This is a genomic window from Gluconobacter sp. Dm-62 (assembly GCF_018256155.1).
Lineage (GTDB): Bacteria > Pseudomonadota > Alphaproteobacteria > Acetobacterales > Acetobacteraceae > Gluconobacter.
The window spans coordinates 69,845-95,468 of the sequence record NZ_JAERLY010000005.1 but is presented as its reverse complement, the minus strand read 5'-3'; the positions used below and the strand labels follow the sequence as shown (position 1 = coordinate 95,468).

Annotated in this window: 23 protein-coding genes; 10 read left to right on the top strand and 13 right to left on the bottom strand. The window is 57.8% G+C overall.

The window, feature by feature from the left end:
• Nucleotides 1-24: 24 nt before the first annotated feature.
• Entirely contained in the window at nucleotides 25-744 is a 720-nt protein-coding gene (locus JK202_RS07670; RefSeq protein ID WP_211559827.1) for an NUDIX domain-containing protein, read from the top strand.
• Here JK202_RS07670 and JK202_RS07665 read toward each other — a convergent pair whose 3' ends face one another.
• A complete protein-coding gene (locus JK202_RS07665; RefSeq protein WP_211559825.1) occupies nucleotides 745-2,370 on the bottom strand; it encodes an inorganic phosphate transporter in 1,626 nt (541 codons plus the stop codon).
• A gap of 267 nt (nucleotides 2,371-2,637) precedes the next feature.
• Here JK202_RS07665 and JK202_RS07660 point away from each other — a divergent pair, with 267 nt between their 5' ends.
• Nucleotides 2,638-2,805: a hypothetical protein gene (locus JK202_RS07660; RefSeq protein ID WP_167386170.1), complete on the top strand. Its 168-nt coding sequence runs from the start codon at nucleotides 2,638-2,640 to the stop codon at nucleotides 2,803-2,805.
• 80 nt (nucleotides 2,806-2,885) lie between these two features.
• Here JK202_RS07660 and JK202_RS07655 read toward each other — a convergent pair whose 3' ends face one another.
• From JK202_RS07655 to pxpB, 5 genes are all read right to left on the bottom strand, one after another.
• Complete coding sequence (locus JK202_RS07655; RefSeq protein ID WP_211559955.1) at nucleotides 2,886-4,061, bottom strand: MFS transporter; 1,176 nt, start codon at nucleotides 4,059-4,061, stop codon at nucleotides 2,886-2,888.
• A 167-nt stretch (nucleotides 4,062-4,228) separates the two neighbouring features.
• On the bottom strand, nucleotides 4,229-5,146 hold the full coding sequence (locus JK202_RS07650; protein ID WP_211559823.1) for a DMT family transporter: 918 nt from the start codon (nucleotides 5,144-5,146) through the stop codon (nucleotides 4,229-4,231).
• 164 nt (nucleotides 5,147-5,310) lie between these two features.
• Entirely contained in the window at nucleotides 5,311-6,078 is a 768-nt protein-coding gene (locus tag JK202_RS07645) for a LamB/YcsF family protein (protein WP_211559822.1), read from the bottom strand.
• Entirely contained in the window at nucleotides 6,075-7,079 is a 1,005-nt protein-coding gene (locus JK202_RS07640) for a biotin-dependent carboxyltransferase family protein (protein WP_211559820.1), read from the bottom strand. The genes JK202_RS07645 and JK202_RS07640 overlap by 4 nt, the downstream gene beginning before the upstream one ends.
• Nucleotides 7,076-7,708: a 5-oxoprolinase subunit PxpB gene (gene pxpB / locus JK202_RS07635; RefSeq protein WP_211559953.1), complete on the bottom strand. Its 633-nt coding sequence runs from the start codon at nucleotides 7,706-7,708 to the stop codon at nucleotides 7,076-7,078. Before pxpB ends, JK202_RS07640 begins: the two co-directional genes overlap by 4 nt.
• Nucleotides 7,709-8,098: 390 nt before the next feature.
• Between pxpB and JK202_RS07630 the strand changes: the two genes are divergently transcribed.
• Genes JK202_RS07630 through JK202_RS07615 form a run of 4 tightly spaced genes read left to right on the top strand, consistent with a single transcriptional unit; the run spans nucleotide 8,099 to nucleotide 11,104 of the window.
• A complete protein-coding gene (locus JK202_RS07630; RefSeq protein WP_211559818.1) occupies nucleotides 8,099-8,854 on the top strand; it encodes an SDR family oxidoreductase in 756 nt (251 codons plus the stop codon).
• A gap of 5 nt (nucleotides 8,855-8,859) precedes the next feature.
• Nucleotides 8,860-9,297: a biotin/lipoyl-containing protein gene (locus tag JK202_RS07625; protein WP_211559816.1), complete on the top strand. Its 438-nt coding sequence runs from the start codon at nucleotides 8,860-8,862 to the stop codon at nucleotides 9,295-9,297.
• Nucleotides 9,294-10,661 carry an acetyl-CoA carboxylase biotin carboxylase subunit gene (gene accC, locus JK202_RS07620; RefSeq protein ID WP_211559814.1) on the top strand — a complete coding sequence of 456 codons (1,368 nt, stop codon included), beginning with the start codon at nucleotides 9,294-9,296 and terminating at the stop codon, nucleotides 10,659-10,661. The genes JK202_RS07625 and accC overlap by 4 nt, the downstream gene beginning before the upstream one ends.
• Nucleotides 10,658-11,104: a hypothetical protein gene (locus JK202_RS07615; protein ID WP_211559812.1), complete on the top strand. Its 447-nt coding sequence runs from the start codon at nucleotides 10,658-10,660 to the stop codon at nucleotides 11,102-11,104. Before accC ends, JK202_RS07615 begins: the two co-directional genes overlap by 4 nt.
• 64 nt (nucleotides 11,105-11,168) lie before the next feature.
• On the opposite strand, the gene JK202_RS07610 is transcribed toward JK202_RS07615, so the two are convergent.
• Nucleotides 11,169-12,371: a pyridoxal phosphate-dependent aminotransferase gene (locus JK202_RS07610; protein ID WP_211559809.1), complete on the bottom strand. Its 1,203-nt coding sequence runs from the start codon at nucleotides 12,369-12,371 to the stop codon at nucleotides 11,169-11,171.
• A 234-nt stretch (nucleotides 12,372-12,605) separates the two neighbouring features.
• Here JK202_RS07610 and JK202_RS07605 point away from each other — a divergent pair, with 234 nt between their 5' ends.
• Nucleotides 12,606-13,889 (top strand): aspartate ammonia-lyase, encoded by a 1,284-nt coding sequence (locus tag JK202_RS07605; protein ID WP_349291842.1) that lies wholly within the window; start codon nucleotides 12,606-12,608, stop codon nucleotides 13,887-13,889.
• Entirely contained in the window at nucleotides 13,852-14,100 is a 249-nt protein-coding gene (locus JK202_RS16500; protein WP_349291841.1) for a hypothetical protein, read from the top strand. Before JK202_RS07605 ends, JK202_RS16500 begins: the two co-directional genes overlap by 38 nt.
• Here JK202_RS16500 and JK202_RS07600 read toward each other — a convergent pair.
• Nucleotides 14,093-15,031, bottom strand: coding sequence for a LysR substrate-binding domain-containing protein (locus JK202_RS07600; RefSeq protein ID WP_211559807.1), 939 nt, complete (start codon nucleotides 15,029-15,031; stop codon nucleotides 14,093-14,095). The two genes, JK202_RS16500 and JK202_RS07600, sit on opposite strands and share 8 nt — an antisense overlap.
• A 237-nt stretch (nucleotides 15,032-15,268) precedes the next feature.
• Between JK202_RS07600 and JK202_RS07595 the strand changes: the two genes are divergently transcribed.
• Nucleotides 15,269-17,746 (top strand): TonB-dependent siderophore receptor, encoded by a 2,478-nt coding sequence (locus tag JK202_RS07595; protein ID WP_211559805.1) that lies wholly within the window; start codon nucleotides 15,269-15,271, stop codon nucleotides 17,744-17,746.
• 200 nt (nucleotides 17,747-17,946) lie between these two features.
• Complete coding sequence (locus JK202_RS07590; protein ID WP_211559803.1) at nucleotides 17,947-20,424, top strand: phosphocholine-specific phospholipase C; 2,478 nt, start codon at nucleotides 17,947-17,949, stop codon at nucleotides 20,422-20,424.
• Nucleotides 20,425-20,436: 12 nt separating this feature from the next.
• Here the strand turns inward: JK202_RS07590 and JK202_RS07585 are convergent, their stop codons facing one another.
• The 5 genes from JK202_RS07585 to JK202_RS07565 form a co-directional block, all read right to left on the bottom strand.
• Nucleotides 20,437-20,718, bottom strand: a complete 282-nt coding sequence (locus JK202_RS07585) for a hypothetical protein (protein WP_211559801.1) — start codon at nucleotides 20,716-20,718, stop codon at nucleotides 20,437-20,439.
• Nucleotides 20,715-22,178, bottom strand: a complete 1,464-nt coding sequence (locus JK202_RS07580; RefSeq protein ID WP_211559799.1) for a PepSY domain-containing protein — start codon at nucleotides 22,176-22,178, stop codon at nucleotides 20,715-20,717. The genes JK202_RS07585 and JK202_RS07580 overlap by 4 nt, the downstream gene beginning before the upstream one ends.
• On the bottom strand, nucleotides 22,175-22,477 hold the full coding sequence (locus tag JK202_RS07575) for a hypothetical protein (RefSeq protein ID WP_211559797.1): 303 nt from the start codon (nucleotides 22,475-22,477) through the stop codon (nucleotides 22,175-22,177). The genes JK202_RS07580 and JK202_RS07575 overlap by 4 nt, the downstream gene beginning before the upstream one ends.
• A complete protein-coding gene (locus JK202_RS07570; RefSeq protein WP_211559796.1) occupies nucleotides 22,461-24,650 on the bottom strand; it encodes a TonB-dependent siderophore receptor in 2,190 nt (729 codons plus the stop codon). The genes JK202_RS07575 and JK202_RS07570 overlap by 17 nt, the downstream gene beginning before the upstream one ends.
• A gap of 182 nt (nucleotides 24,651-24,832) precedes the next feature.
• A complete protein-coding gene (locus JK202_RS07565) occupies nucleotides 24,833-25,606 on the bottom strand; it encodes an SDR family NAD(P)-dependent oxidoreductase (protein WP_211559793.1) in 774 nt (257 codons plus the stop codon).
• Nucleotides 25,607-25,624: the final 18 nt, after the last annotated feature.

Here is a 25,624-nt window from a genome sequence, read left to right as displayed (position 1 = left end):
ATAACGTCTGAGGAGAGGTCGGCCATGACGCAGCAGAATGTTCCGGTCCGGTTTGCGACGGGCATATCTTCGGAGCTTCAGGAAAAAGTCCTCAAAGCTCCACAATTTTCGAACTGGCTCGAAAAGACCCGGTTAAATTTCGATCTGCGCTCCGTTCTTGTCCGCGATGTGCTGATGTTCGGCACACGTGTCGGCTTCGTCGTCGTAGAAGCAGATGCATGGAACGAGGGCGCAAAAATGCCCTGTTTTGCCATGCTGCGGGATCCGACGATTTCCATCATGCCCGTTGTCACAATCAAGGATGCCGTTGACGAAAAATATGTCGTCCTTGTGCGGGAAGCACGGCTTCCGGTCGGGCAGATGGTGACGGCTTTACCAGCCGGCGTAATTGATGGGGAAGCTGTAGAGATAGCCGCGCTTCGCGAATTACGGGAAGAAACGGGACTCAACCTGACAGCAGGTAAACCCTACAGGCTGCGTGACACTCCGGTTTTTTTGTCGCCCGGGGGGAGCAGTGAAGAGATGATACTCTATGCCGTCGATATCGTTCTGACACGGGCGGAACTGGACGGGTTGTTCAATCGGAAAGCCGGGCTGGCGGATGAGCACGAGCATACGACTGTGTGTGTTGTTCCGCTGGAAGACATGCCGCGCCATACGCCGAATGCCCATTGTCTGCTGAGCTGGCATCTGTACCAGCAGCATTGTGCGGATCTGAAATCCGCACAATGCGTTAGGGGCTGATCAGAAAATCTGACGGAACAGGACGTACAGGATTCCGGCAATCGCCATTGCGGCGGGCAGGGTCGTGACCCACGCCAGCGCCATGGAGCGCAGGGGTGAGAGCTGGATGCCGGAGCCGTTGGCGGCCATGGTTCCTGCCACGCCGCTGGACAGGATATGGGTCGTGGAAACGGGCATGCCATATCCCTCCGCAAGGCCGATGGTTGTCATCGCCACGATTTCGGCAGATGCGCCCTCGGCGTAGGTCATGTGCGTTTTGCCGATCTTTTCACCGACCGTCACGACAATGCGCTTCCAGCCAACCATCGTGCCAAGGCCCAGCGCGATGGCGACGGAAATCTTGACCCAGAGCGGGATGAAGCGTGTGCCGTGATACAGTTCGGACTGGAAGGATTTTAGAGACTTCGTTTCTGCCGGGGTAAAACCCTTGGCCTCTCCCATGACGCGGATGGCGTCTGCGACCAGATACATATCCGTACGGACGTTCGGGACAGCCGCGGCCGGGACGGCCTTCATGGAGCCATAGGTCTTGACTGATGTGGAGATGTCATCGCTGAGGACGGCCAGTGCGTCATAGGTTTCAGAAGACGCGATAGACTTGGCACGCAGACCAGCGCCGACGATCTCACGGGCGTTTTCGGCCGTTAGCGTCGTGGATCGGTTCGGGACGTGAGTGAGAAAAATCTTCTCGGCTTCGGAGGATGACTGGATGAAGGCCGGCATGGCACTCTCCGGCATCGCCCGGTTCAGCGCATAGGCCGTGGGGGCCGCACCAATCAGGATCAGCATGATCAGGCCCATGCCCTTCTGTCCGTCATTGCCACCATGCGAGAACGAAACGCCTGTGCAGGTGAAAATCAGCAGTGCCCGGATCCACAGCGGCGGCGGGGTGTCGCCTTCGGGAGCCTGATAGAGCGCCTTGTTACGGACCACAAGTTTCATGACGAGAAGCAGAGCTCCGGCCATGACAAATCCGCAGATCGGGCTGAAAAGAAGAGAGGCACAAACCTTCTCGACCTGTCCCCAGTCCACGCCCTGTGTGGCGGCTCCTGTCGGTGACATCAGCTGGTTGGCCAGACCGACACCCATGATCGATCCCACGAGCGCATGAGACGAACTGTTGGGAATACCGAAGGCCCAGGTGATGAGGTTCCAGACGATGGCGGCGATCAGCAGGGCGAAAATCATGGCGTAGCCCGCACTGCTTCCTGCCTGAAGGATCAGCTCCACCGGCAGAAGCGTCACGATGCTGTAGGCCACCGCACCCGTCGAGAGCGCGACGCCGAGGAAGTTCCAGAAACCGGACCAGATAACGGCCACGAGCGGCGGCAGGCTGCGGGTATAGATGACGGTCGCGACCGCGTTGGCCGTATCGTGGAAGCCGTTCACGAACTCAAAAGCAAGCGCAATGATCAGGGCAATGCCGAGCATCACGAAAGTGCCTGTTGCCAGAGCACCTTCGCCGACCGAATGCATGTCCCGCAGGATGCTGAATGCGGCGAACCCCAGCGCGCCGAACAGCACGATAAAAAAGAGTGCGACATGAAGGGGCTTGTTGCCCCCACTCATGTCGGGGCGCGAGGAAGCCGGGATCTCCGCGCGGGAGCCTATGGTCGATTCAGACATCACTGATCCATGGGTTGTTTACCTTTTCGTAATTTATGAGACACGGCATGGAGATGCGACTGTTGAAACATGACCGTTTTGCGACAGGAAATGAGGGTGTGGGCTGGAATTTATCTCAGGTTTTATTGTGAAGTTTGAGATTGATCTGAAGACAAATCCGGGAAGTCGATGACGTCGATCGTCACCTCATCAGGCCGTTTCATAAAGGGAACCGAACGTGAGTATCGCCGTTCTATGACGCTCAACCGTTTTCCAAGGACAGTCTGTATGCGTAAATCAATCCTGCTTCTGCTGGCTCTCTCGGTATCCTGTGTTACGCTGACTGCATGCGAACATCATCGGACGTTCGGTGAGAAGGTCCGTGATACGGTAGATCCGCCTAAGGGGCCGATCGAGCGCGCAGGTCGTTCTGTGGATCGTTCGCTCGGGAACTAATTCTCCGTGACGGTTCGTGCCCTGTATTCTGCTTGAACATGCAGAATACAGGGCATTTTTCGTTTTATGGGGCTCAGGATCTATTGTTTGTGCTGCATGGAAATTGGTGCGCGAACCAATAGAAGTGAAAGAAGGCCTGCGCCAATCAATGCTGCGGAACACATATACCAAGCCATATCAAAACGGCCCGTGTATGAGACGATGTAGCCTGTGACAATCGGGGCAAAAAGCCCGAGTGAATTGCTGCAGGTGAGTGTAACGCCGGTGACAGTGCCGATTTTGTCTCCATCTTCAATAAGATCCGTCAGCAGGGCAGTGTTGGCTCCATTCGCTGCAATCAGACAGGCAAGAGAGCCGCCGAGAATGAAGAGGATTGGCGTCATGGTGTGGAAGTGGGGCAAAAATCCGATTGTGGCGGCGCCTGCGAGGCAGATGGCAACAATAAATCTGCGGCGGGGCGGGTGAATTCCGTTGCGGAACGTGATGTGTTCCAGAATACGTCCGATGATAATGGCCCCGAGAGCGGCGGTAAGGTAGCACAATGCTGTCCGATTGCCCGTTCCGGTAATATCGATATGTAGCTCATGAATAAGATAGAGCGGCATCCACGACATAACCAGAAAGTTCAGGTAATTTTGGGTACACTGAACGACGAGAATGCCGAGAAAGGACTTGGAGCGGAACAGGTTCTGCACTGATGTGAATGAAAAGGGCGCGCGGGTAGGGGAGGATTTTTTTTCGGCGGGAGCACGATAGACCAGCCACCAGATGGCCGCCCAGACCAGGCCGATGACGCCGAGCGCCATGAATTCAAAACGCCATCCAAAGAGCGCAATCAGATAAGCCCCTGCGATCGTGCCGCCCGCCAGCCCAAGCTGCATGCCGGTCAGCAGAACCGTCATGACCGAACCACGCTCCTTGGGAAGCGCCCAGTTGCGGACGACGGTTGCGCCTACACCAAAAGTCGGTGCCTCACCTACGCCAAGGAGAACGCGTGTCATCAGGAACTGCGTAATGTTGTGAACCATCCCGCCCAGCAGCATCGCAAAAGACCATATCGAGACGGCCAGACTGCCGATCAGGCGTGCTCCCTTGCGGTCGAGGAGCATGGTTGACGGAAGATTCAGCAGGAAATACGACCACAGGAAGCTGGACGAGACCCAGCCCATCTGTACCGGAGACAGCGTGAACTCTTTGCCGAGCGTGGGCAACGCAATGGACAAGGCCGCACGGTCACCGTAGCTGATGACGTACATCAGGAAGACAAGCAGAAAAAATATGTAGCGAGACGGAATGTTCCGCTTCCGGGATGGGGACGGTGTGGCTTGATCGGGTGTCACGCTGTCATTCTCCGGGGATTTCTATCGCTTCGGGTAGGGGCGAAATCAGGGATGGAATTGGGAAATAATAAGGGGAGGAGGGATCAGGAGCCTTCCGCCGCCTCTACGGTTGCGGTGACGGCCGTCCGGGCTTTCGAGGCCCGGTCGTGACGGAGCATCCAGATTCCTGAGCCAATGATCAGGACGGCGCCCACAGCCATTGCTGAGCTGGGAATTTCGCCAAAGCCGAACCACCCGATCAGCGCCGCCCAGAGTAGGCCCGTATAGGCGAAAGGCCCGATGGCCGAGACCTGTGTGGACGCGAACGCCTCGGTCTGGAGGACCTGTGCGATGCCGGCAAAAGCCCCGACAACCACAAGACACAGAGCATCTTGCCAGCCGGGTGTAACCCAGATGAAGGGCAGTGGGGCCGCTGTCATGACGGTCATGAGAATGGCCTGCCACAGCGAAATTGTCGTGCTGGCTTCTGTCGCGGAAAGCTGCCGGATTTGCATGGTCGTGAGGGCGCCTACCGCACCCTGCGCCAGAGCGAGCAGATAGATAATGGTGGAAACGGAGGTTGCATCCGTATTGAGGAGCCCTTTCCCCAGAGCGACCACCACCACACCCGCAAACCCGATCAGAACCGCAATCCAGCGCTGCATGGAAGGACGTTCGCCCAGAAGCGGGATCGAGAGCAGCACCAGAAACAGGGGCTGGGTGTAGGAGAGAACCTGCTGTTCCGCGAGCGGCAGACGCGTCACGGTAATGACGACCATGATCATACTGATCAACCCGATAACCGAGCGGATGAGATGACCTCTGAAGTGATGTGTCTTGAGGATGATGCCTGTTCTGGAGGCAATCAGAAGAACAAAGGGAAGGGAGAACAGGTTGCGGAAGAAAATAATTTCAAGCGCGGGAAGTCTTGTCCCTGTCAGTTTCTGAAGTGCATTCAGCGCCGCAACAAAAAAAGTAGCTGATGCCAGAAGCACTGCACCGCGTTTCAGATCATGCTTCATGACAACTCATACCCCGATGCACGATACTGACGCAGCAGTGCTTTGATAGCGGATCCAGAACCGTTGCAGGAATGATCTCCAACGACGTTCTGAAAACGTAATGCATGTTTGTGAAATCCAGCCATAGGAACTTCTGGCGTCGTAATAAGGATTTCTTATGGGTGTCAGTCGTGAAGCTGGCAGGCTGGCGTCAGAACTGCCCCGGTGGCCTCGATTTCCGAGCGTATGGCCCTGGCCAGTTCCAGCGAACCGGGCGTATCACTGTGGACCAGAATGGACTGGGCCTTGACCTCAAGCCGAGACCCCACGGACGTCGTGACGGAGCCATCTTCAAGGAACTGTCGCACACGCGCCTTGATGGCAGACAGATCATGAATGACAGCTCCGGGCTGACCCCGAGGAACCAGCGCGCCAAGGCTTGTATAGGCTCGATCCGCAAGGAAAAGGGTCTGGACACGAAGGCCTGCCTTATCCGCCGCGCGCTCCGTGAGCTGTCCCGGCATGCAGAATATTGTCAGTTCCCGATCCAGCGCCGCAATGGCGCGGGCAAGACGGAGCGCGAGGCCTTCGTCGGCATTGGCCATATTTCCGAAGGCTGCATGATAGCTGACATGGGTCACCCGGTGGCCGTGCAGGGCCGCTACAGCCTGAAGTGCACCGATCTGGTAGACCATCATGGCTTCCATATCGGCATCCGAAACGGCCATGGATCGGCGGCCGAAGCCCATGAGATCGGGCAGTCCCGGATGCGCACCGATCCCGACGCCTTTTTCCTTCGCGAGCTGAACGGTCCGGTTCATGATCGCGTAATCGCCGGCATGAAATCCGCAGGCGATATTGGCGGACGAGATGACATCCATCAGCCCGTCGTCATCGGCGATGCGCCAGCGGCCAAAGCCTTCGCCCATATCGGAATTGAGGTCGATTTTCATGCTTTGCCTCCGGGTTTGGCGCCGTTTCGGGACTGACTGGACGCGCGATAATGGGCCATCATCAGGCGCAGGTCGTCCAGATAGCTGTTGATCGGCTGTTCGGCATCAACGCCGGCTTTATGGCTACATTCCACGAAGCGGATGGACGTCCCGATCCGGGCCTGAGCCAGACGCCAGAGATCGGCTTCGATGACGGTTGCGATGCGTGGATAACCACCAGCCGTGTTGGCATCGGCAAGCTGGACGATGGGTTCGCCTGCTGGCGGGACCTGCACAATACCCGGAATGATGCCGTATGACCGCAGTTCCACCTGTTCGAGCAAAGCCAGCGGTGCGCCGCTGAGACGATACCCGACGCGGTTGCTCTGTGGCGTGATACGCCACGGCTGATCCCAGAAGCGCTCTCGGGAGTCAGTCGTAAAACGGGTATAATCCGTTCCCGGGATGGCGCGGAGCATTACGGTTTTTTCTTCGCTGGGTGCCGTATCAAGAACCCGCGCGGGAGGTACGGCGCCATAGCCTGAGAGATGCTCGGCCGCAGGCTGCGTCACAAGCTGGTCCCCGACTTCAAGAAACCGTCCCTCAACCCCGCCAAAACTGCCGCGAAGCTGCGTGCTGCGTGAGCCCAGCACAACCGGAACGTCTATGCCGCCGCCAACGCAGACATAGCCCCGGGCGCCTGTTTTCGGGATTCCTACCTGCAGGATCTGCCCGGCAGCGGCCGTTTCAACCGACCACGCGAGAACGGGGCTACCGTCCAGTGTGATCGGTGCGTCAATGCCCGTGACGGCGAAGCTGGTCGGGGTCTCGAAGCGGATCACGAAGGGATAGGTCTGAAGCTCGATGCAGGCGTCGTCGGCCCTGTTGCCAAGGAGGTTGTTCCCGATTTTCAGGGCCAGCGGGTCCATGACGCCCGAACTGCCGACGCCCAGATTGCGATATCCCGGGCGTCCCAGATCCTGCACGGTGTTGAGAGGGGCTGTCTCAAGGATCGTGATCACAGTTCGATGCTCTCCGGGTAAAAGCGGATACGGTCGCCTATGGCAAAGAGCGATGGGGAACTACGATGGGGATCGAACAGGCAGATCTCCGTATATCCGATCGAGTTCCAGCCATTCGGTCCGGTCAGCGCGGAAATTCCGGCCTGCATTCCGCCAATCGTCACGGTTCCTGCTGGCATATTCAGGGATGGGACGGATTTCCGTGGCGTTGCGATGCGCGGATCAAGACCGTGCAGGTAACCAAATCCCGGCGCACTTCCGACGGCGCAGACGGTGTATTCGCCCGCCTGATGGAGCTGGATGACTTCTTCGGGAGAGAGACCTGTATGGGCGGAAACGGCTGCCAGATCATCGCCCAGTGCTCCGCCGTATCGCACGCCAACTTCAAACAGGCGTCCATCGATCTGGCGGGGCGGGAGGGTTTCCCAAGCCTTGCGCAGCCAGTCTGCGACCTGTTCGGGATGCTCGGGGGCATGGGTGAAGATCAGGAGCAGGTTTGTGACGCCGGGAACGAGTTCCTGGATGTCCGGGCGGTTCTCGGTGTGGACAATGAGGGCCCAGATCCGCTGCTGCTGCTGCATGGTGAATTCGCCGGGGGCTTCGAACAGCATGGCGCGCGTGCCCATCATGCTGATGACCGGAGCGCTAATGGAGGCGCTGGCGGCGTGATGTCGTTCCGGTGTGAGGAGCGTGTCAGCGGTCAAAACATGCAGTTCCCGGGCTGTGACGGTTCCGTCGCATTTTCTCAATGCCTCTTTTTGAGGCGGTAACGAAACGATATGACTGGCACGGGAATAATGGCCAGAGCAATTCGCCTTGTGATGTCATTGGATAATCTTATGGTTCTCAGGGGTGAGCGGTGGGTTCCATCGGATTATGTTATGGGGCAAGAACGAACGGCTCTTGGTGTTTGCCAAATAAGTCCATTAGCGTCGGAATAATATTCCTGTCTGATGCTCCGTATTGTCTACGGCGCGGAGGGCGGTCTTTCTTATACTCCAGCAATGGGTTTCCTTCGCATGAGCAATACTCCTTATCGCACCGCTCTCGTCACTGGCGCTTCTTCGGGTATTGGCGCTGCCATTGTCCGGCGGCTGAGTGAAAGCGGCATTGAAGTTCATGCTCTGGCCCGTGATGCGAAGCGTCTTGAAGCCCTGGCAAGCGAAACGGGATGCATCCCCCATGCCGTTAGCGTGTCGGATCAGGCCGGGCTCGAGGCTCTGATCGCTGGCCTGGAAGTCGATGTTCTGGTCAACAATGCGGGCCAGTCCCGGACAGGCAACATCACCAATACGACGCCGGATGATATCGATGCGCTTGTGGATGTGAACCTGCGCGCTGTTCTGCAACTCACGCGACTGGTGGTGCCGGGCATGATCGAGCGGAACCATGGTCATATCGTCAACATCAGTTCGATTGCTGGCCATTATGCTTTTGCGGGTGGAAACACGGTCTATCACACGACGAAGGCCGCTGTTCATTCGCTGTCCCAGCAGCTTCGCTGTGACCTGTTCGGCCGTCAGATCCGGGTGACGGAAGTGTCGCCGGCGCGCGTTGAAACTGAGGTTTTTGGTCGGCTGATCGGTGACATGGCCGAGGCGAAGAAGCGCTTTTTCGACGAGTATGATTCTCTGCTGCCGGAAGACATTGCCAACTCCGTGGCTTTCGCGGTTGAGGCGCCTCAACGCATGAATGTCAGCTTCATGGAAGTGCTGCCGACGATGCAGGTCGTGGGTGGTCTGAACTTTGCGAAGAAAACCTCTGCTCCGGGCTGATATCAGTGGATCTCTCACAGATCAGACGTCTGATCGATCTCATGGCTCAGGCTCCGATTGCGGAGCTTGAGATTGAGGAAAACGGTCGGAAGATCCGGCTTGCGAAGCCTCATGGGGAGCAGGGAACGGCGGTCGTTGCTGCACCTTTGGCGTCATCAGAGGCGAAAGCTCCTGTTGCACCTGCAGTTGCTGCGCCCGTAACCAAGGCTGCGGAAACCATTACCGCGCCGTCCTACGGGGTGTTTCATCTCGCGCCGTCACCGGATGCGCCGCCTTATGTCACGCTCGGCCAGAAGGTCGAGGCGGGGCAGCAGGTTGGTCTGCTTGAGGCCATGAAGGTCTTTAATCCTGTCCGCGCGGATATTGCGGGCACGGTTGAAGAGATTCTGGTCGCTGGTGGCACCGAAGTTGACATGGGAACGCCTCTGTTCCGTCTGGTATGAGTGACATGCAGCGTTTCAAAAGAGTTCTGATTGCCAATCGTGGGGAAATTGCCCTGCGGATCCAGCGCGCCTGTCGTCAGCTCGGGCTGGAGACGGTCGCGGTCTATTCGGAAGCAGATGTGGACAGCCGGCATGTCCGTGAAGCGGATGTCGCCTTGTGCATCGGCCCGGCCGCTGCGTCGAAAAGCTATCTTGATAGGGAAGGCCTGCTTCTGGCCGCGAAGGTAACGGGGGCAGGGGCCATCCATCCGGGGTATGGCTTCCTTTCGGAAAATGCCGATTTCGCGGACGCGGTTGAAGCGGCAGGACTGACATTTGTTGGTCCGACCGGGGATTCCATCCGAATGATGGGGGACAAGATTACGGCCAAACGGGCCATGCGGGATGCGGGCGTGCCCTGCGTTCCAGGCTCTGACGGGCCGCTTCCGGCATCGGCGGAAGATGTTCGGGCTGTTGCGCTTGAAGTCGGCTTTCCGGTGATCGTCAAGGCATCGGGCGGTGGTGGCGGTCGTGGCATGCGGGTCGTACACACCGTCGATGAACTTGAGGATGCCGTAGCACTCACGGCCAAGGAGGCCCAGCAGGCCTTTGGCAATCCGACGCTGTATCTTGAAAAATACATGCAGAAGCCACGCCACGTCGAAATTCAGGTCCTGTGTGACACGCATGGGACGGCGCTGTGGCTTGGCGCGCGGGACTGCTCCTTGCAGCGGCGTCACCAGAAGGTTCTGGAAGAGGCACCGGCTCCCGGCATTCCGCCAGAAACTATTGCCGAAATCGGGGAGCGCTGCGTTCAGGCCTGCCGCCAGATCGGCTATCGCGGGGCCGGGACGTTCGAGTTCCTGTATGAAGACGGGATCTTCGCGTTCATCGAGATGAATACGCGTGTACAGGTCGAGCACCCCATTACGGAAGAGACGACCGGCATTGATATTGTCGCCCAGCAGTTACGGGTCGCGCAGGGTGGAATGCTTGATGTGCGGCAGGAAGACATCCTGATGCAGGGGCATGCGATCGAGTGCCGCTTGAATGCGGAAGATGCGGCGACGTTCATGCCTTCTCCGGGTACGGTGACGCGTTGGGATCTGCCGGGTGGGCCGGGTATTCGCGTTGATACGCATGTGATCAATAACTACACGGTTCAGCCATATTATGACTCGCTGATCGGCAAGATCATCAGCTACGGCGCAACGCGAGAGCAGGCGATTGCCCGGATGCGGGTGGCGCTGGCCGAGATGCGGGTGGAGGGGATTTCGACCAATATTGCCCTTCATCAGGACCTGCTGGCTGATCCGAAGTTTCAGGACGGTGGTGTCGATATTCATTATCTCGAACGCTGGCTGGCAGAGAGGGCGCCATCATGAGCACTATGGAAAATCAGGTTCCGGTGTTTGAAGGGATCCCGTCTTCGGAGGATCTTGCCCGGATTGCGGATCTGCTGGTTCAGGCTGGGCTGGAGACGATCGAGCTTTCGGATGGTATGGGCGCGCGCTGCTTCATGCGCGTGCCGGCTCCCGCTCCCGCTTTGGTGTCAGGTGCGCAGGTCGCAACCGCGGCGGCGCCTGTCGAGGTGCCGTCGTCCGACATTGCGGTTAAGGCACCCTATTTCGGGGTGTTGGCACTGACGGATCTGGCGGAGATCGGGACTGTGGTGCGTCAGGGCGATGTTGTGGGCCAGATGCGGATCGGCACCTTGCAGGTTCCGGTCACGGTGCCTGTTGAAGGAACCGTCGTTGATGTTGTCGGGCAGGAGGGTGTGCTGACCGGCTATGGAGCCGTTGTTGTGCGGGTTGAACCAGCAGCCTGATCGTAACGGAAATTGCCGGATTCAGAGGAAACGAGGAAGCCGTGAGGCTTCCTCGTTTTTCGTTTTAGCGCAGGGAGGCGACGAAGTCTGCGATACGGCGGCAGCCTTCCTTCAGCGTTTCCCGGTCTGTCGCATAGGAAATGCGGAAGAACGGGCTCATGCCGTAAGCGCCGCCCTGAACGGATGCGACCTGCCGTTCTTCCAGAAGCGCCATGACAAAATCGGCGTCTGTTGCCAGATGGCGGCCTTTTGGTGTGGTTTTGCCCAGGCAGGCACCGATTTCGGGGTAGACGTAGAACGCACCCTGAGGTGTGTGACAGGTCACGCCCGGAATGGCATTCAGCAGACCAACCACCAGATCGCGACGCGACTGGTATTCCGCGGCACGCTCTTTCAGGAAGTCCTGCGGACCTTCGAGAGCGGCGATGGCTGCGGCCTGGGCGATGGTGTTGATACCGCTGGTCGACTGGCCCTGCATGTTGTTCATGGCGGCGATCAGCTCACGCGGGCCACCGCAATAGCCGACGCGCCAGCCGGTCATGGCATAGGCCTTGGACACGCCGTTGACGGTCAGCACGCGGTCTTTCAGGCGCGGTTCGACTTCGGCGATGGTGCAGAACTCGAAGCCGTCATAGATCAAATGTTCGTAGATATCGTCCGTCATGATCCAGACATGCGGATGCTTCAGCAGGACGGCGGCGATTTCTTCCATATCCGCGCGCGGACAGCAGGCGCCGGTCGGATTATTGGGGAAATTCAGCAGAAGCCATTTGGTGTTGGGCGTGATGGCTGCGTCCAGCGCCTTGGCGGACAGGCGGAAATTGTCTTCAGCCGGGCAGTCCACCTGCACGGGCTTTGCGCCGCACAGCCGGGCGATATCCGAGTAGCTGATCCAGTACGGGGCGGGGAGAACGACTTCATCGCCAGCATTGCAGGTCGCCATCATCGCGTCGAAAATGATCTGCTTGGCGCCATTGCCGACGAGGATTTCGTCGAGGGCGTAATCGAGATGGTTCTCGCGCAGGAACTTGGCCTGCACGGCCTTCTTGAGCGCGGGCTTGCCATCTTGGGGCGGGTATTTGGTATCACCAGCGCGGGCGGCGGCAATGGCGGCTTCCACGACATGGTCGGGGGTCGGAAAATCAGGCTCGCCGGAGGAGAGGCTGACGATCTTGAGGCCTTCTGCCTTGAGTTCGCGGGCTTTGTCGGTCATGGCGGCGGAGGCCGAAACTCCAATTCCGTTCAGTCGATCAGCAAAACCGGGCATTGATGGGTCTCCATTGCCGCAGGGGTTGGTAACGCGTGCGCGAATGGAGGCATCGTAAGTCGTTTCGACAGCGCCAAGATACTGCCGAAAATTGTCTGACCCTATATCACAATCATATGGGGTTGAATCGAAGTCGCAATAATAGGCTCCAGATCAGTCAGGGGCTGAAAGGCTTCTGGAGACCCTTTGCCGAAGGGTCATGCTCTGGTTTAATCACAGCTCTGGATATCCGAAATGACGACATCTGCACCCCAGTCAGAAGTCCTGGCGCACATGACGACGCAGCAGAAGGATATGCTACCGCCAGCCAGTTTCCGGGTTGAGAAAGATCTGCTGGGAGAAGTTCGGATTCCAGTTGAAGCCCTCTGGGGTGTCCATACCAGTCGGGCAACAGAGAACTTTCCGATCAGTGGCGAGCCGGTGGGAGCGTTTCCAGACTTCATCCGTGCGTTTGTGACGGTCAAGCGGGCGGCAGCCTGGACGAACAGAGCTCTCGGCTATCTGGATGAGACGCGGGCGGACCTGATCGAAGCGGCCTGTCTCACGCTGCTGAAGAGCGATGATTACCGTAAGGATTTCATCGTGGATGCCATGCAGGGGGGGGCTGGAACGTCCACCAACATGAACGTCAACGAAGTGATTGCTAATGTGGCGCTCAGGCTGGCAGGGAAAAAGGCTGGCGATTACCGGGCTCTGCATCCGAACGACCATGTGAACATGGCGCAGTCCACCAACGATGTTTATCCCACGGCGCTGAGGCTGGGTGTGCTTGCGGCGACCGCACCTTTACTGGCCGCTCTGGAAGATCTGGCGCAGGCCTTCGGGACAAAGGCCGATGAATTCGCAGCTATTCTGAAAGTCGGGCGCACGCAGTTGCGGGACGCGGTTCCCATGACGCTCGGGCAGGAGTTCAGGGCGTTTCAGCATGCGATTGAAACTGAAATCCAGCACATCCGGGATCAGTCCAAGGCATTCCTGACAGTCAATCTGGGCGGGACGGCGATTGGAACGGGTCTGAACACTGATCCGCGCTATGCAGAGGCCGTTGTGGGGGAGCTTGGCAGGCTGACAGGTCTGGCTGTCACGGGGGCAGCTGACAAGATCGAGGCAACGTCGGATGTCGGGGTTTTCGTACAGTTCTCGGGTGTTCTGAAGCGACTGGCGCTCAAATTGTCCAAGATTTCAAGCGATCTGCGGCTGCTCTCAAGCGGGCCACGGGCGGGTATTGGAGAAATCACGCTGCCAGCAGTACAGGCTGGGTCTTCGATCATGCCCGGCAAGGTGAATCCGGTCATTCCGGAGGCGGTTAACCAGGTGGCCTATCTTGTTGCGGGATATGACGTCACGCTTAGCATGTGTGCCGATGGGGGGCAGTTTCAGCTCAATCCGTTCGAGCCAATGATCGGATACTGTCTTTTCTCGTCCCTGAAGACGCTGACGGCAGCCGTAACGGTTCTGACCAGGAAATGCGTGGCTGGTATTGTCGCGGATACGGAGCAGTGTCGCTATCCTGTTTGAACGAAATATTGGCATCGTCACAGCACTGGTGCCTGTTCTGGGATACGATACCTGCTCGCAGATTGCCCGACGCGCCCTTGTGGAAAACCGGACCGTCTCGGAGCTCGTGCTTCAGGAGGAGCTTCTGTCCGAGAAGGCGCTTGCAAGCCTGCTGCGGCCCGAATTTCTGACCCGGCCTAATGTTGGACGGGTGGAAGAGGCCGCTATGTAGAGGCTTGCGTTCCAGGCCAGTTGCGGGACGAGGCCATGGCCCGGGCAAGTTCGATAAGGCGCTCGCGGACGGCAACCGACGCTTCCGTCTCGGGAACGAGTTCCGGAATGCAGAGCGATACATTCTCGCTGATGACGGGATTGCGCAGGGAATAGATGCGGGACTTGCCTTCGACAGCAATCCTGCTTGCTACCGACCAGGGAAGGATGGTGCTCCCAATCCCTTCCTGGATGGCGCCCTGAAGCGTGGTCAGGGCTTCGATTTCCGCGACGATGGTTGGCTCCAGCCCCTTGCGCAGAAACGCCATGTCGATGGCCTTTCGGACAAAGTTATGCTTCGGAGGCACCAGAAGAGGTATTTCCGTAATGTCAGCAAGCTGGACCGTGTTCTCGTCATCATGAGGGATATCGAGTGCGTGCGGGGCCAGCAGGAAAAACTCCTCCTTCATCAGGGGGGTGAAGCTGACGCCCTTCATGGGGCCTGAGCCATGAATGACGGCCATATCCAGTCGGCCTGTCATGACAAGCTCACTATAGATGTCGTCGAAACTTTCGGTCAGATGCAGAATAATGCCGGGAAGTTCTTCCCGGATACGGCGAAGAAGCTCAACAGAGAGGGTGGAACCCGCGCTGTACGGGGACAGGCCGACGGACACCTTGCCGACGAGGGGGCCGGCACCCTGTGTGATTTCGACCATCGCCCGGTCGAACTGCTTGCTCAGGGGCTGAACGTGCCGGTAGAGCACTGAACCGGCAATTGTAGGAGTGACGCCGCTCTTGCTTCGGATCACAAGCTTTTGGCGGAAGGCGCTTTCAAGGGCCGCCAGTTGCTGGCTGAGTGCGGGCTGGGCGATATTCAACAGGTCGGCAGCGCGAGAAATGCTGCCGAGGTCGATGATCTTCACGAAGGCCTGCAAACGCCTGATATCCAACGGATCAATCTCCTGATGTGACGAACTATGATCCCGATAGTCTGCCTAATGGTGGAAATCGTCAATGAATCCATCGGAAAGCGCCCAAATTTTCACGATGCGTGACGCTGCGAAACTTTCCTGCGTCCTCGTTGCGAAATTGGAATATAAATAATCCATATGACGCCAAAACATAACGTATCCGTACCATAAACTCATACTTTCGTATCGGGATTCCGGCGACTTGAGAGGGATGCAATGTTGATTGGGTCAAATTGGAAACTCTGTCTGGTCGCAAGTGCTGCACTGGGCGCGTTCATGCCGGATATGGTTTTTGCAGCGTCGGCTGCGCCATCCGTGCCTGTGAAACATCACAAGATTATCGCCAAAAAAGGCTCAGCCGCTGCTCCTTCTCAAAGTAAGGCGCCGGTTCATCATGCCCCGACATCGCTTCAGGCTGTGTCAACGGAAAGTATTCAGGTTGGTGGACGGCAGACGAACTCTGTCTTCTCTCCGGTAACGGCTCGTCATAGTACGACGCAGGTGACTGTGGTGACCGGGGCGGAACTTCTCAAGACGGGCCAGACGAATGTTCTGTCCGCACTGGCACAAGCTAATCCGGCTATTACGACGGCGGCTCTGCCAGGTGGTGGCGCAAGTGCTTTCGTCCAGACCATGCAGCTTCGCGGGCAGTCACCTGACGATACGCTGATCCTCGTCAACGGTCATCGTCGTCATATCGGTGCGAATTTCAATTCGAATGCCGGTACGAACTGGGGCAGTGAACCAGCCGATATTTCTCTGATTCCTGTATCTGCGATTGATCATATCGAGGTCATTACGGAAGGGGCTTCGGCACTTTACGGCCAGGATGCGATCGCAGGGGCGGTCAATATCGTGCTCAAGCGCGATACGCATGGTGGTAGCATCAACTTCAAGAACAATGGCTATTACGCAGGCGATGGCCAAGGACTTGATGGATCAGCCAATTACGGCATGGCTCTGGGCAACAGAGGCGGATATCTCGATCTCGCAGCCCAGGTGACGCATCAGTTGCCGACCACCCGCGGCGGCGATTTCTACGGGACGCTGTACAGCGATTCCCGTAACGAGACCGCCAATCGTGATGTTCAGCGCGGTCTTGGTCTTCCCAAATCCACGCTCGAGACATTGAGCGAGAATATGTCTCTGCCGCTGGGAGAGGGGTTCAGCGCCTACAGCACTTCGACGTTCTCGCATCGTCGTGCCAACGTGGCCGAGACGTACCGTAGTGCGGCCGATACGGATACCTGGATCAATACAAACCTGTATCCGAACGGCAACCAGCCTTATATCACGATGGATCAGTACGATTTCCAGACGGATAACGGCATTCGGACCCATAAATTCGGGTTTGCGTGGGATGCCTATGTCACGTTCGGGCGGGATGCGCAGAAATACGGCACCAAGGACTCTGAAAACGTTTCCCTTCCTGACAGCACGCAGACGTCATTCTATGACGGATCGTCCATTGCGACCGAACTGACGAGCGGTATCCGTGGCTCGCGTTCGTTTCAGACGGGTTTTCTGCCGCGGCCGGTCGATCTGAAGTTTGGCGCTGAATACCGCCACGATACCTTCCAGATGACCGAAGGTGAGACGGCATCCTGGGAAGGACTGGGCGCCACCGATCATCCGGGTAACGTTCCGATGGCCGTGACCAACCAGAACCGTGACGTCTATGAAGGTTTCGCCGATCTCGACTTCTATGTAACGAAGAAGTGGGAATGGACGCTGGGTGGCCGCGTTGCGAGCTACAACAACCTGGCCACTGTCGAGACTGGTTCGGCCGGGACCCGCTATAACTTCAACAAGCGCTGGGCCGTGCGCGCCAACGTCAATACGGGTTATCGTCCGCCGACGCTTGGCGAGATGTCCTATTTCTACTCCGCGCCGTATCCTGGCTATACGGTGGATCAGGTTCCGGCCAATAGCTCGATTGCCAAGTATCTCGGTTCAGGCAGCATGAAGGGCGAATATTCCCGCAGCTACAGCATCGGTCTTGATGCAACGCCTGTAGACAATTTCCATGTGACTGGAAATCTGTATTACATCGCCATCAATTCTCGTCTGGGCAGCACGAAGACCTACAGTGTTGACGCGAATGACTCCGTCCTCATGAACCTGTTGGCGCAGAACAGTCTTGAGAGCGCGACATCACTGTCCTATTACGCAAATCTTTATAATACCCAGACATTTGGTGGCGATTTCAGCGCTGATTATACGCTTCATACGCAGCGTCTGGGCCAGTTCCGGTTTGCAATGGGAATCAACTTCTCTGATACGGAAATCCGCTCCTCGAAAGCCAGTTTCGTCAATGAATATACGAAGGAAGTTGTCCTTCATGCCGCTCCGAAGAACCGCGAGCAGATCAGCGTAAACTGGACATATGGCAAGTGGTCCGCCTTTGTGCAGGAAATGCGCTACGGTTCAATCATCTATATGGCTGCTCCGACAGGTGCTGGGAGTGTTCCGTTCATGCAGAACCCCGCGCTGCTGACCAATCTTGAAGTGGACTACAAGATCCTGCCGCGCTGGAGCATCGGAGTGGGGGCCAACAATCTTGGCAATAAATACCCGACGCGCGTTCCGTCTTCCATCTCACACACACAGCAGGGCCTAACAAAATATGCGTCCTATTCGCCGTATGGGTTCAACGGCGGCATGTATTACGTGAAGACGTCGATCGACTTCTGATCGCGGTTTTCCGAGAGTTTGGAACGAACGGGCGTGTGATCGGTCAAACGATCCACGCCCGTTCATCTTTTGTTGCCAAGTGAAATTTTTATGAAGTCGAGGCGTTGCGGGATGAATTCGGCCTGAAGGGCGACTATTCAAACCCCATATTCCTTTATTTTTGAGCAATATGCGCTCTCAGGCTTCAGGCAACGGTTGATATGTCCACTCGCAGAACCTTTCTTAAATACGCCCTGTTTGGTGGAGCCGCCGCAGCGACCGAAGGGCTTCCGGCCGCCATTCGTCGCGCCTATGCCATCGCTCCAGACCCCGGAACGAACTATCTGAATGCCGAGCATGTCGTTATTCTCATGCAGGAAAACCGGTCTTTTGATCATATGTTCGGAACACTGGCCGGTGTCCGGGGCTTTAATGACAAACGGGCGATCCGTCAGAAGAATGGCAACTCCGTCTTCGTACAGTCCGGCAAAAGCGGCGAGACCTATACGCCCTGGCGTCTGAACATTCATGATACCAAAGTAACGTGGATGGGGTCTATTCCGCACTCCCGGGACAGTCAGGTCGATGCATGGAACGGGGGGCATCATGACCGCTGGGTGGACGTCAAGCGCCCTTACAAGAAAGAATACAAACAGTATCCTCTGACCATGGGATATTATACCCGTGAGGATCTGCCGTTCTATTATGCTCTGGCCGATGCCTTTACGGTCTGCGATCAGAATTATTGTGGGGCGATGACGAGTACGACGCCCAACCGTCTTGTCTTCTGGACCGGGACTGTTCGTGACCGGCAGAGCACCGACTCAAACGTTTACATGCGCAATCCGGAGATCCTTGAAGGCGGCATGACCTGGACGACCTTTCCGGAGCGGCTGGAAAAGGTTGGGGTCTCATGGAAGTTCTATCAGAACGAGATCAGCCAGACGGGGAGCATGTCCGCGGCAGAGCGTTCCTGGCTGTCCAATTTCGGATGTAACGTGCTGGAGTGTTTCGACAATTTTAATGTCAGCTCCAATCCTGGCTTTGGGGCGTGGATCGAAGAACGGATCAGGGAATGTTCGGAGCATATCAACCGGCTTGAGAAACTGGAGATGCTGGTCTCTGGCGATCGGGGCGAGCAGCTCGTTGAGGCAAAGGCCTTGATGGAGGTTCTGCGCCGGCGTCAGGACTCCGCGAAGGGGTTCGAGAATCTGACACCTGAAGAGCGCGCTCTTTTCACGAAGGCTTTTGTGACCAACCGGGCCGATCCTGACTATCACACGCTTGAAGACCTGGCCTTTGCGGATGATCCGGACGCAAAGGGAATGAAGGCGCCGAAGGGCGATGTGCTGTACCAGTTCCGCAAGGACGTGCAGACGGGGCAGCTTCCGGCCGTGTCGTGGATGGCAGCGCCTGAGCATTTCTCTGACCATCCGACCTCCGCCTGGTATGGAGCCTGGTATGCGTCAGAAGTCATGAACATTCTGACCGAAAATCCGGGCGTGTGGAAAAAGACCATTTTCATCCTGACCTATGATGAAAATGATGGGTATTTCGATCATTGCTGTTCTTATGCCGCGCCCGATCCCCAGCGTCCGGAGACGGGACGTTCTTCCGCCTCGATCGGGCCGGACGGGCTGGAATATACAAGTGCTGAGGACGAAGTGCGCCTCGGCGTTCCCGATCGCCTCGCACGGAGTGGTCCGATCGGGCTCGGGTTCCGGGTGCCGATGGTGGTTGCGTCTCCCTGGAGCCGGGGAGGGCGGGTGAATTCGCAGCTCTTCGATCACAGCTCGACGTTGCGGTTTCTGGAGCACTTCGTTGAGAAGAAGTTCGGAACACCTGTCCGGGAGACCAATATTTCTCCATGGCGTCGGGCGATCTGCGGCGATTTAACGTCATGTTTCCATCCGCATGACGAAGCGGCCCCGTCCTTGAGCTATCTGGATCGGAACACGCATCTGCGCGCCATCGAGGATGCGCGGAACCGTCCGATGCCGGGTGGTTTTCACGCCCTGTCAACCGCCGAGGTCATGGCGCTGAAGGATCAGCCGGATCTGCTGCACAACACCGTGCGACAGGAAACGGGGACGCGTCCGGCCTGCGCGCTGCCTTATGAGCTCTATTGTGATGGTGGCGTGAATGCAGGGCATGGCCATGTCAGCTTGATGTTGCGGGCAGGGCAGAGCGTTCATGGGCAGCGGGCGGCTGGCGCTCCGTTTAATGTTTATGACTATCGCAATGGCGGTCGGGATATGCAGGCGGGAACCTATACGGTCGCGGCTGGTGACGAACTGGATGTAACGCTTCCCGCTACGGATGGTCTGTATGATGTGGCGGTTCATGCGCCCAACGGGTTTTACCGGGCGTATCGGGGGCATATTGACCGTGTCGTGCTCCGGTCAGGCTGTCATTATGAAATCGGGACAAAGGGGAAAAGGCCAGCAATCGTTCTTTCGCTCGTTAATGGCGGCAAGGTGCCGGTGACTGTCCAGTATCGACAGGGAAATGCTGCACCACTTCGGACGGTCGTTCTCAAAGGCGGGGGGCATCATGAGATCAGGCTGGACCTGTCCGTGACGCATCAGTGGTATGACGTGACGCTGACTTCGCCGGATGATCCGGACTTCAGGCATGTTCTGGGCGGTCGGATGGAAACGGGGCAACTGACGATCACCGATCCGGCGATGGCTGGATAAAGCGCCTTGGGATCATGGTCGCGCGATGTGTTCCCGGACGGAGCATACGAGGGTCGCGATCATGATTTCCGGACCAGTGAGCAAAGCCCATTCAATGACATTCAGGACAATGAACCCGTCGGATATTGCCTGAAGGACAAGACTGAAGAGCAGGCCGGTGGCGGCACATGATTTCAGAGTGCGCCGTTGGACGTCCGTGAGACTGTCGCGCCAGAAGACGCGGTTTCCACGCATTGAACCTGCGACAAGCATCAGCATTGCGCTCTGTCCACAAAGCAGAGAAATCCAGCTCATGTCGGGAGGGCCGCTTTTCGTATGGTGCGGAAGGTCGCGTAGGCGAAGGAGGCAGACAGGGCAGCGGCCGTCGTGCTGACGCCTGCGATTACGCTGGTCTGCCATGGCAGACTGAGCAGCGAGACCAGAAAGCACGCTACGGCATTGCCACCCAGAAGCCCGGGCCATGTCCGCTCGGGACGACGGGCCAGTCCGTAGACCAGTGTAATGCCCCAGACGAAGAACAGGGCTGTCACTTCATAGCTGGCTCTATGCGGCATCGCTGTCGCAAGAATTCGGTTCGCGATGAAAAAGGATGCGAACGCAATTGGCGTTCCCATCAGCATCCCGACATTCAGACGTGCGACGATCCGGTGTCCGAGATGATGCGGGCGGCGCAGGCGCTTGATTGTCCAAAGATGCATGCCGCTGCCAATCAGGGCTGCGAGCCCCAGTCCGGACAGGAAATAGAGCCAGCGCGTGACGCCGGGGGCAAAGCGCGCGACGTGCAGTCCATACAGGAACGTGTACGCCTTTATGACGGGGCGTTTTTCAATGTGCTCCTGAAGGATATGGCCTGACGAGCCGTCGAAGGTGATGGTCTGTGAGGACGTGCTGACGGTGTGGCTATTGCCTGCGATCATCGTGACGAGTGAGGCCTGATCGGACGGGTTGAAGACGTAGATCTGTTCCAGACCCGCGCCGCCAAACCGTCTTTCAGCCTCCCGCAGCATGGGGAGGAGCGGCGCGAGATGCCCTGCATGGCCACTTGCAGGGCGGGAATAGAGCGCCGGGTTCAATTCCGTATAGGAGGCCATCAGGTCGTTTCGATAGAGAGCCTGCGTGCTCCATGGGAGCAGCAGCGACCCGAGGGTGACGGCGCCCGTAAAGGAAATCATCAGATGGAAGGGCAGCGCTGCGACACCGAGCAGGTTGTGCATGTCCAGCCAGCTTCTCTGTCCGCGGGACGGACGGAAGGTGAAGAAATCTGCGAAGATGCGGCGATGGATGATGACGCCGGTGAGCAGCCCGACGACGAGGGCGAGTGCTGCGAGTGCTGCGATCAGCCGTCCCCAGGGGTAGGGAAGCTGGAGCTCGAAATGGAACCGGTAAAAGAACTCGCCACCGAGCGTGTCCCGGATGCCGTCCGGGCTGCCGCTGATCGGATCGAGGGCGCGCTGGATGTAATCGCCCTTTGCATCTGGCCAGAGGGCTGTTGCAAAGGAACTAAGATCGGTTGCGCTGGCGACATACCAGGCGCTGGCGCTGGACGCGTTGCGGCTTAGCCAGTCCAGTGCATGGGCGTCCGTCAGAAGCGGATCAGGCGCCGCACCGGAGAGTTCAGGTCGTGCCCACAGGCTGATGTCCTGCCGAAAAACGCTCAATGCGCCGGATAGGGCGATGGCGAACAACACCCAGCCTGTCACGAGGCCCAGTGTCGTGTGGACCATAGCCATCGAGGCGCGGAATGTGGGCTTCATGGTCGCCAGCCGCCTGAAGCTGCCAGTGCCGTCAGGCACAGAATCAGCATGATGGTTATCAATGCCAGCCGTCTGATATTTGTGAAACCGAAAGATGCCATGAAGACGATCGGCCATAGGAACAGGCCGAGAAGGATCCCGGCCATGGCGCTGTCTGCCTTCGAAAGGGGGAGCCCGAACGCGATACAGATTCCCGCCACTGCTGACAGCACATAGCCAAGTGGCAACGCCACGACAAAGCGCAGGGCCATGTCGTAGCGTTTGGAACGGACTGGGAGGGTTTTACCAGCTGAAGCCAATATTGGCCTGCGCGTTGCGGCGCTCTCCGTAATAGCAGAATTCCTGACCGTAAGAGGCATAGCTCAGGCAGTTGGCGACGAAGTTCTTGTCAAAGAGATTGCGGACGCTCGCGCCGACATTCCAGCCGTGCAGGCTGTGGGAAAGGTTGGACAGGTCGTAGCGGACTGACGCGTCGAACAAGGCATATTGCGGCACCCAGACACTCCCGTAAGATGCTTCACCACCATAGGATTTATTGGAATAGCGCATGCCACCGCCGAAGCCGAGACCCTTCGCGGGACCGGACGGCATCGTATAGAACGCGAAGAGCGACGCATTGCCCTTGCCGGACTGGATCAGCGGCTTGCCGGTTGAGTCATCATGCACCTTCTGGATGCTGACAGCCGCCGTCAGGACGAGATTGTGGAACGGTTCCGCATGGGCTTCGAACTCGAAACCGTCCGAATGGACCAGTCCGCTTTCGGCGCTGTAGCCCGTATTGCCAATACCGACGAGAACGTTGGTCTGTTCGATATGAAAGCCTGCGGCCGTGAGGAGAACCGTTGTGCCCGGAAGCTGGTATTTCAGGCCGCCTTCAAGCTGCTTGCCAAGGGACGGATTGGCTTGGCGAACGGTCTTGCCACCATCCGTCGAGACGCTGCCCGACTGCGGCTGGAATGACGTCGAATAGCTGATGTAAGGCGCGAGACCGAAATCGAAATGGTAAAGGCCGGAAGCGCGCCATGTGATCTGGCTCGGGCTCTGGTTGGTCGTCGTGTTGTACATGTTGTCGGTCTGGTGCGAGCGATACCAGTCGTTACGGATGCTGCCCGTCAGGATCAGATGACGCCAGTGGATTTCGTCCTGTCCGTAGATACCGGCCTGATGGGAATCGGTGTTGTAGTTCACCCAGGGAGCAGGGCTGGCAATGGCCATCTGGGAGTTCGGATGGAACACGTTCAGGTCCGGTGCAGACCCATAGTAGCCAACTTCCGAGGCGCTCTGCTGCATGTAGTCGAAGCCGAACATCATGGTGTGACGCAGCGGCCCGGTACGGACCTTGCCCTTGAACTGGCTGTCGAATGTCAGGTTGTGTGTATGTTCGTTGGTGGCGATGGCCGAGCGGGCCAATGTGTCATCCGAAACGTAATAGCCGCTGTCATAGACGCTGCGGTACTGGGTCTTGATGTCGTCGTAACGCCCGCGCGTGCTGAAGCTCCAGTCGCTGTTGAAGCGATGGTTCAGGATATAGGTGACTGAGCCATGGCGGCGGTTGTATTTTTCGAACGATGAATCACCGTCGTAGAAATTGCGGGGCAGGTAGCCGAACGAGGCGGCCTTGAGCGAGCCGACCAGCGGGACGCCGCCATAAGTGCCGTTTTCCGGATCGTACTGGTAATTCCCCAGGATTGTCAGCGTCGTCGGGCCATCGCCACCGAAGGTGAAGGACGGGCTGATGGAGAAGCGGCGGCTGCCGGTCCGGGCGAGCTGGCTGTGCTGGCCGTTGATCGTGCCATCAAGGCGATAGCGGACGAAACCGTTATCCGTCACATAGCCGCCGACATCGGCATCCACGCGATACAGATCGAACATGCCGCCGGTTGCATTCACGCTGCCGTAAGAGCGCTGATCCGTGGCGAGTTTGCTGGAGAGAGCGACAAGGCCACCGGGGCTCGACTGGCCGTAGAGGGCCGATGCCGGGCCTTTGAGGATTTCGATACGGTCCAGACGCGAGGTGTCGGTCTGGGCCACGGCATAACCGGTCGGGCTGTCCTGAAGCTTCAGTCCATCGAGAAAGGTCGGCACAGAAAATCCGCGCAGGGCGAACTGGTCATAACGTGTTCCCACGCCCCCGCCACGAAGATCCGCTGTGACGCCCGCCGTATAGCGCACGGCCTGATTGAGGTTCAGAACGTTGCGGATATCCATTTCATTGCGGGTGATGACCGTAACCGACTGCGCCGTTTCGATCAGGGGCGTGTCCGATTTGGTTGCGGACGAGGCGAGTGTGGATGCCCTGCGCGCGCGGACTTCAAGCTTTTCAATGGTTTGGGCCTGTGTCCCGGTTGGGATGGCTTTTTTCGTGCCCGAGCGCGGAGGCTGTTCGGTTGTGGTGTTCTGGTCGGCTGCGAAGACTTCTCCACTCATGACGAGGGAGAGGGGTATCGCGTAAAAAATCCTGCTGCGGTGCATACCCGACCTCAATGACTGTTCGCGATGACGCGTGATCAGAGGCTGGTATCGATATTGCGAGTGAGTTGCAAGTAGAGTCGCGACGAAATGAAACTTTGAAAGATTTCTGCTCGGATGACTGATTGTTACGTTTTTTTGCTACGGTGATCCGGGCACGTTTCTGGTGCCCGGATCGCATGAGCTCACCAGACGGTAAAGCCCGCGTCCACATTCACGACGGCGCCTGTCATCAGGCTTGCTGCATCGGAGGCCAGAAACTGCACGACGGAGGCGACTTCGTCAGGCTGGCCAACCCGGCCCATCGGGGTTCCGGCAATCCAGGCATCGTAGAGTTCTGGCTTTTCCATGCCAAAGCGGGTCAGCGTGGTTTCAATATAAGTCGGTGCCACGGCATTCGCGCGGATACCGTGAGGTGCCCATTCTGCGGCCAGCGAGCGGATATACTGGTGAACACCTGCCTTTGACGCATTATAGGCAGCCTGCTGCTGCGGACGGTTGACGATCAGGCCGGACATGGAGCCGATCGCGACAATGACACCCTTCTTCTGTTCAATCATGATACGTCCTGCGGCCTGACAGGAGCGGAACATGCCGTTCAGGTTGATGTCCACCTGCTTGAGCCACTGACCATCCGTCATATCCTCGGCCTTGACCTCGGAAATGCAGATCCCCGCGCAGGCGACCAGAATATCCAGACTGCCTTCCTGCTCATGAACAGTACGGATGGCGTTCTGCACACTGTCCGTTTTTGTGACGTCCATGACGATGCTGCTGACATCATGGCCTTCCATGCGCAGGTCTTCCACGGCCTTTGTTGCCATGGCTTCATCGAGATCGGCGATGATGACGCGGGCGCCGGCTTCTGCCAGTGCGGTAACGCAGGCCAGACCGATATTCTGTGCGCCACCGGTGACGATGGCCACGCGGTTATCGAGGCGGAGTTTTTCCATGTACATGATGTGCAGTTCCTAAAA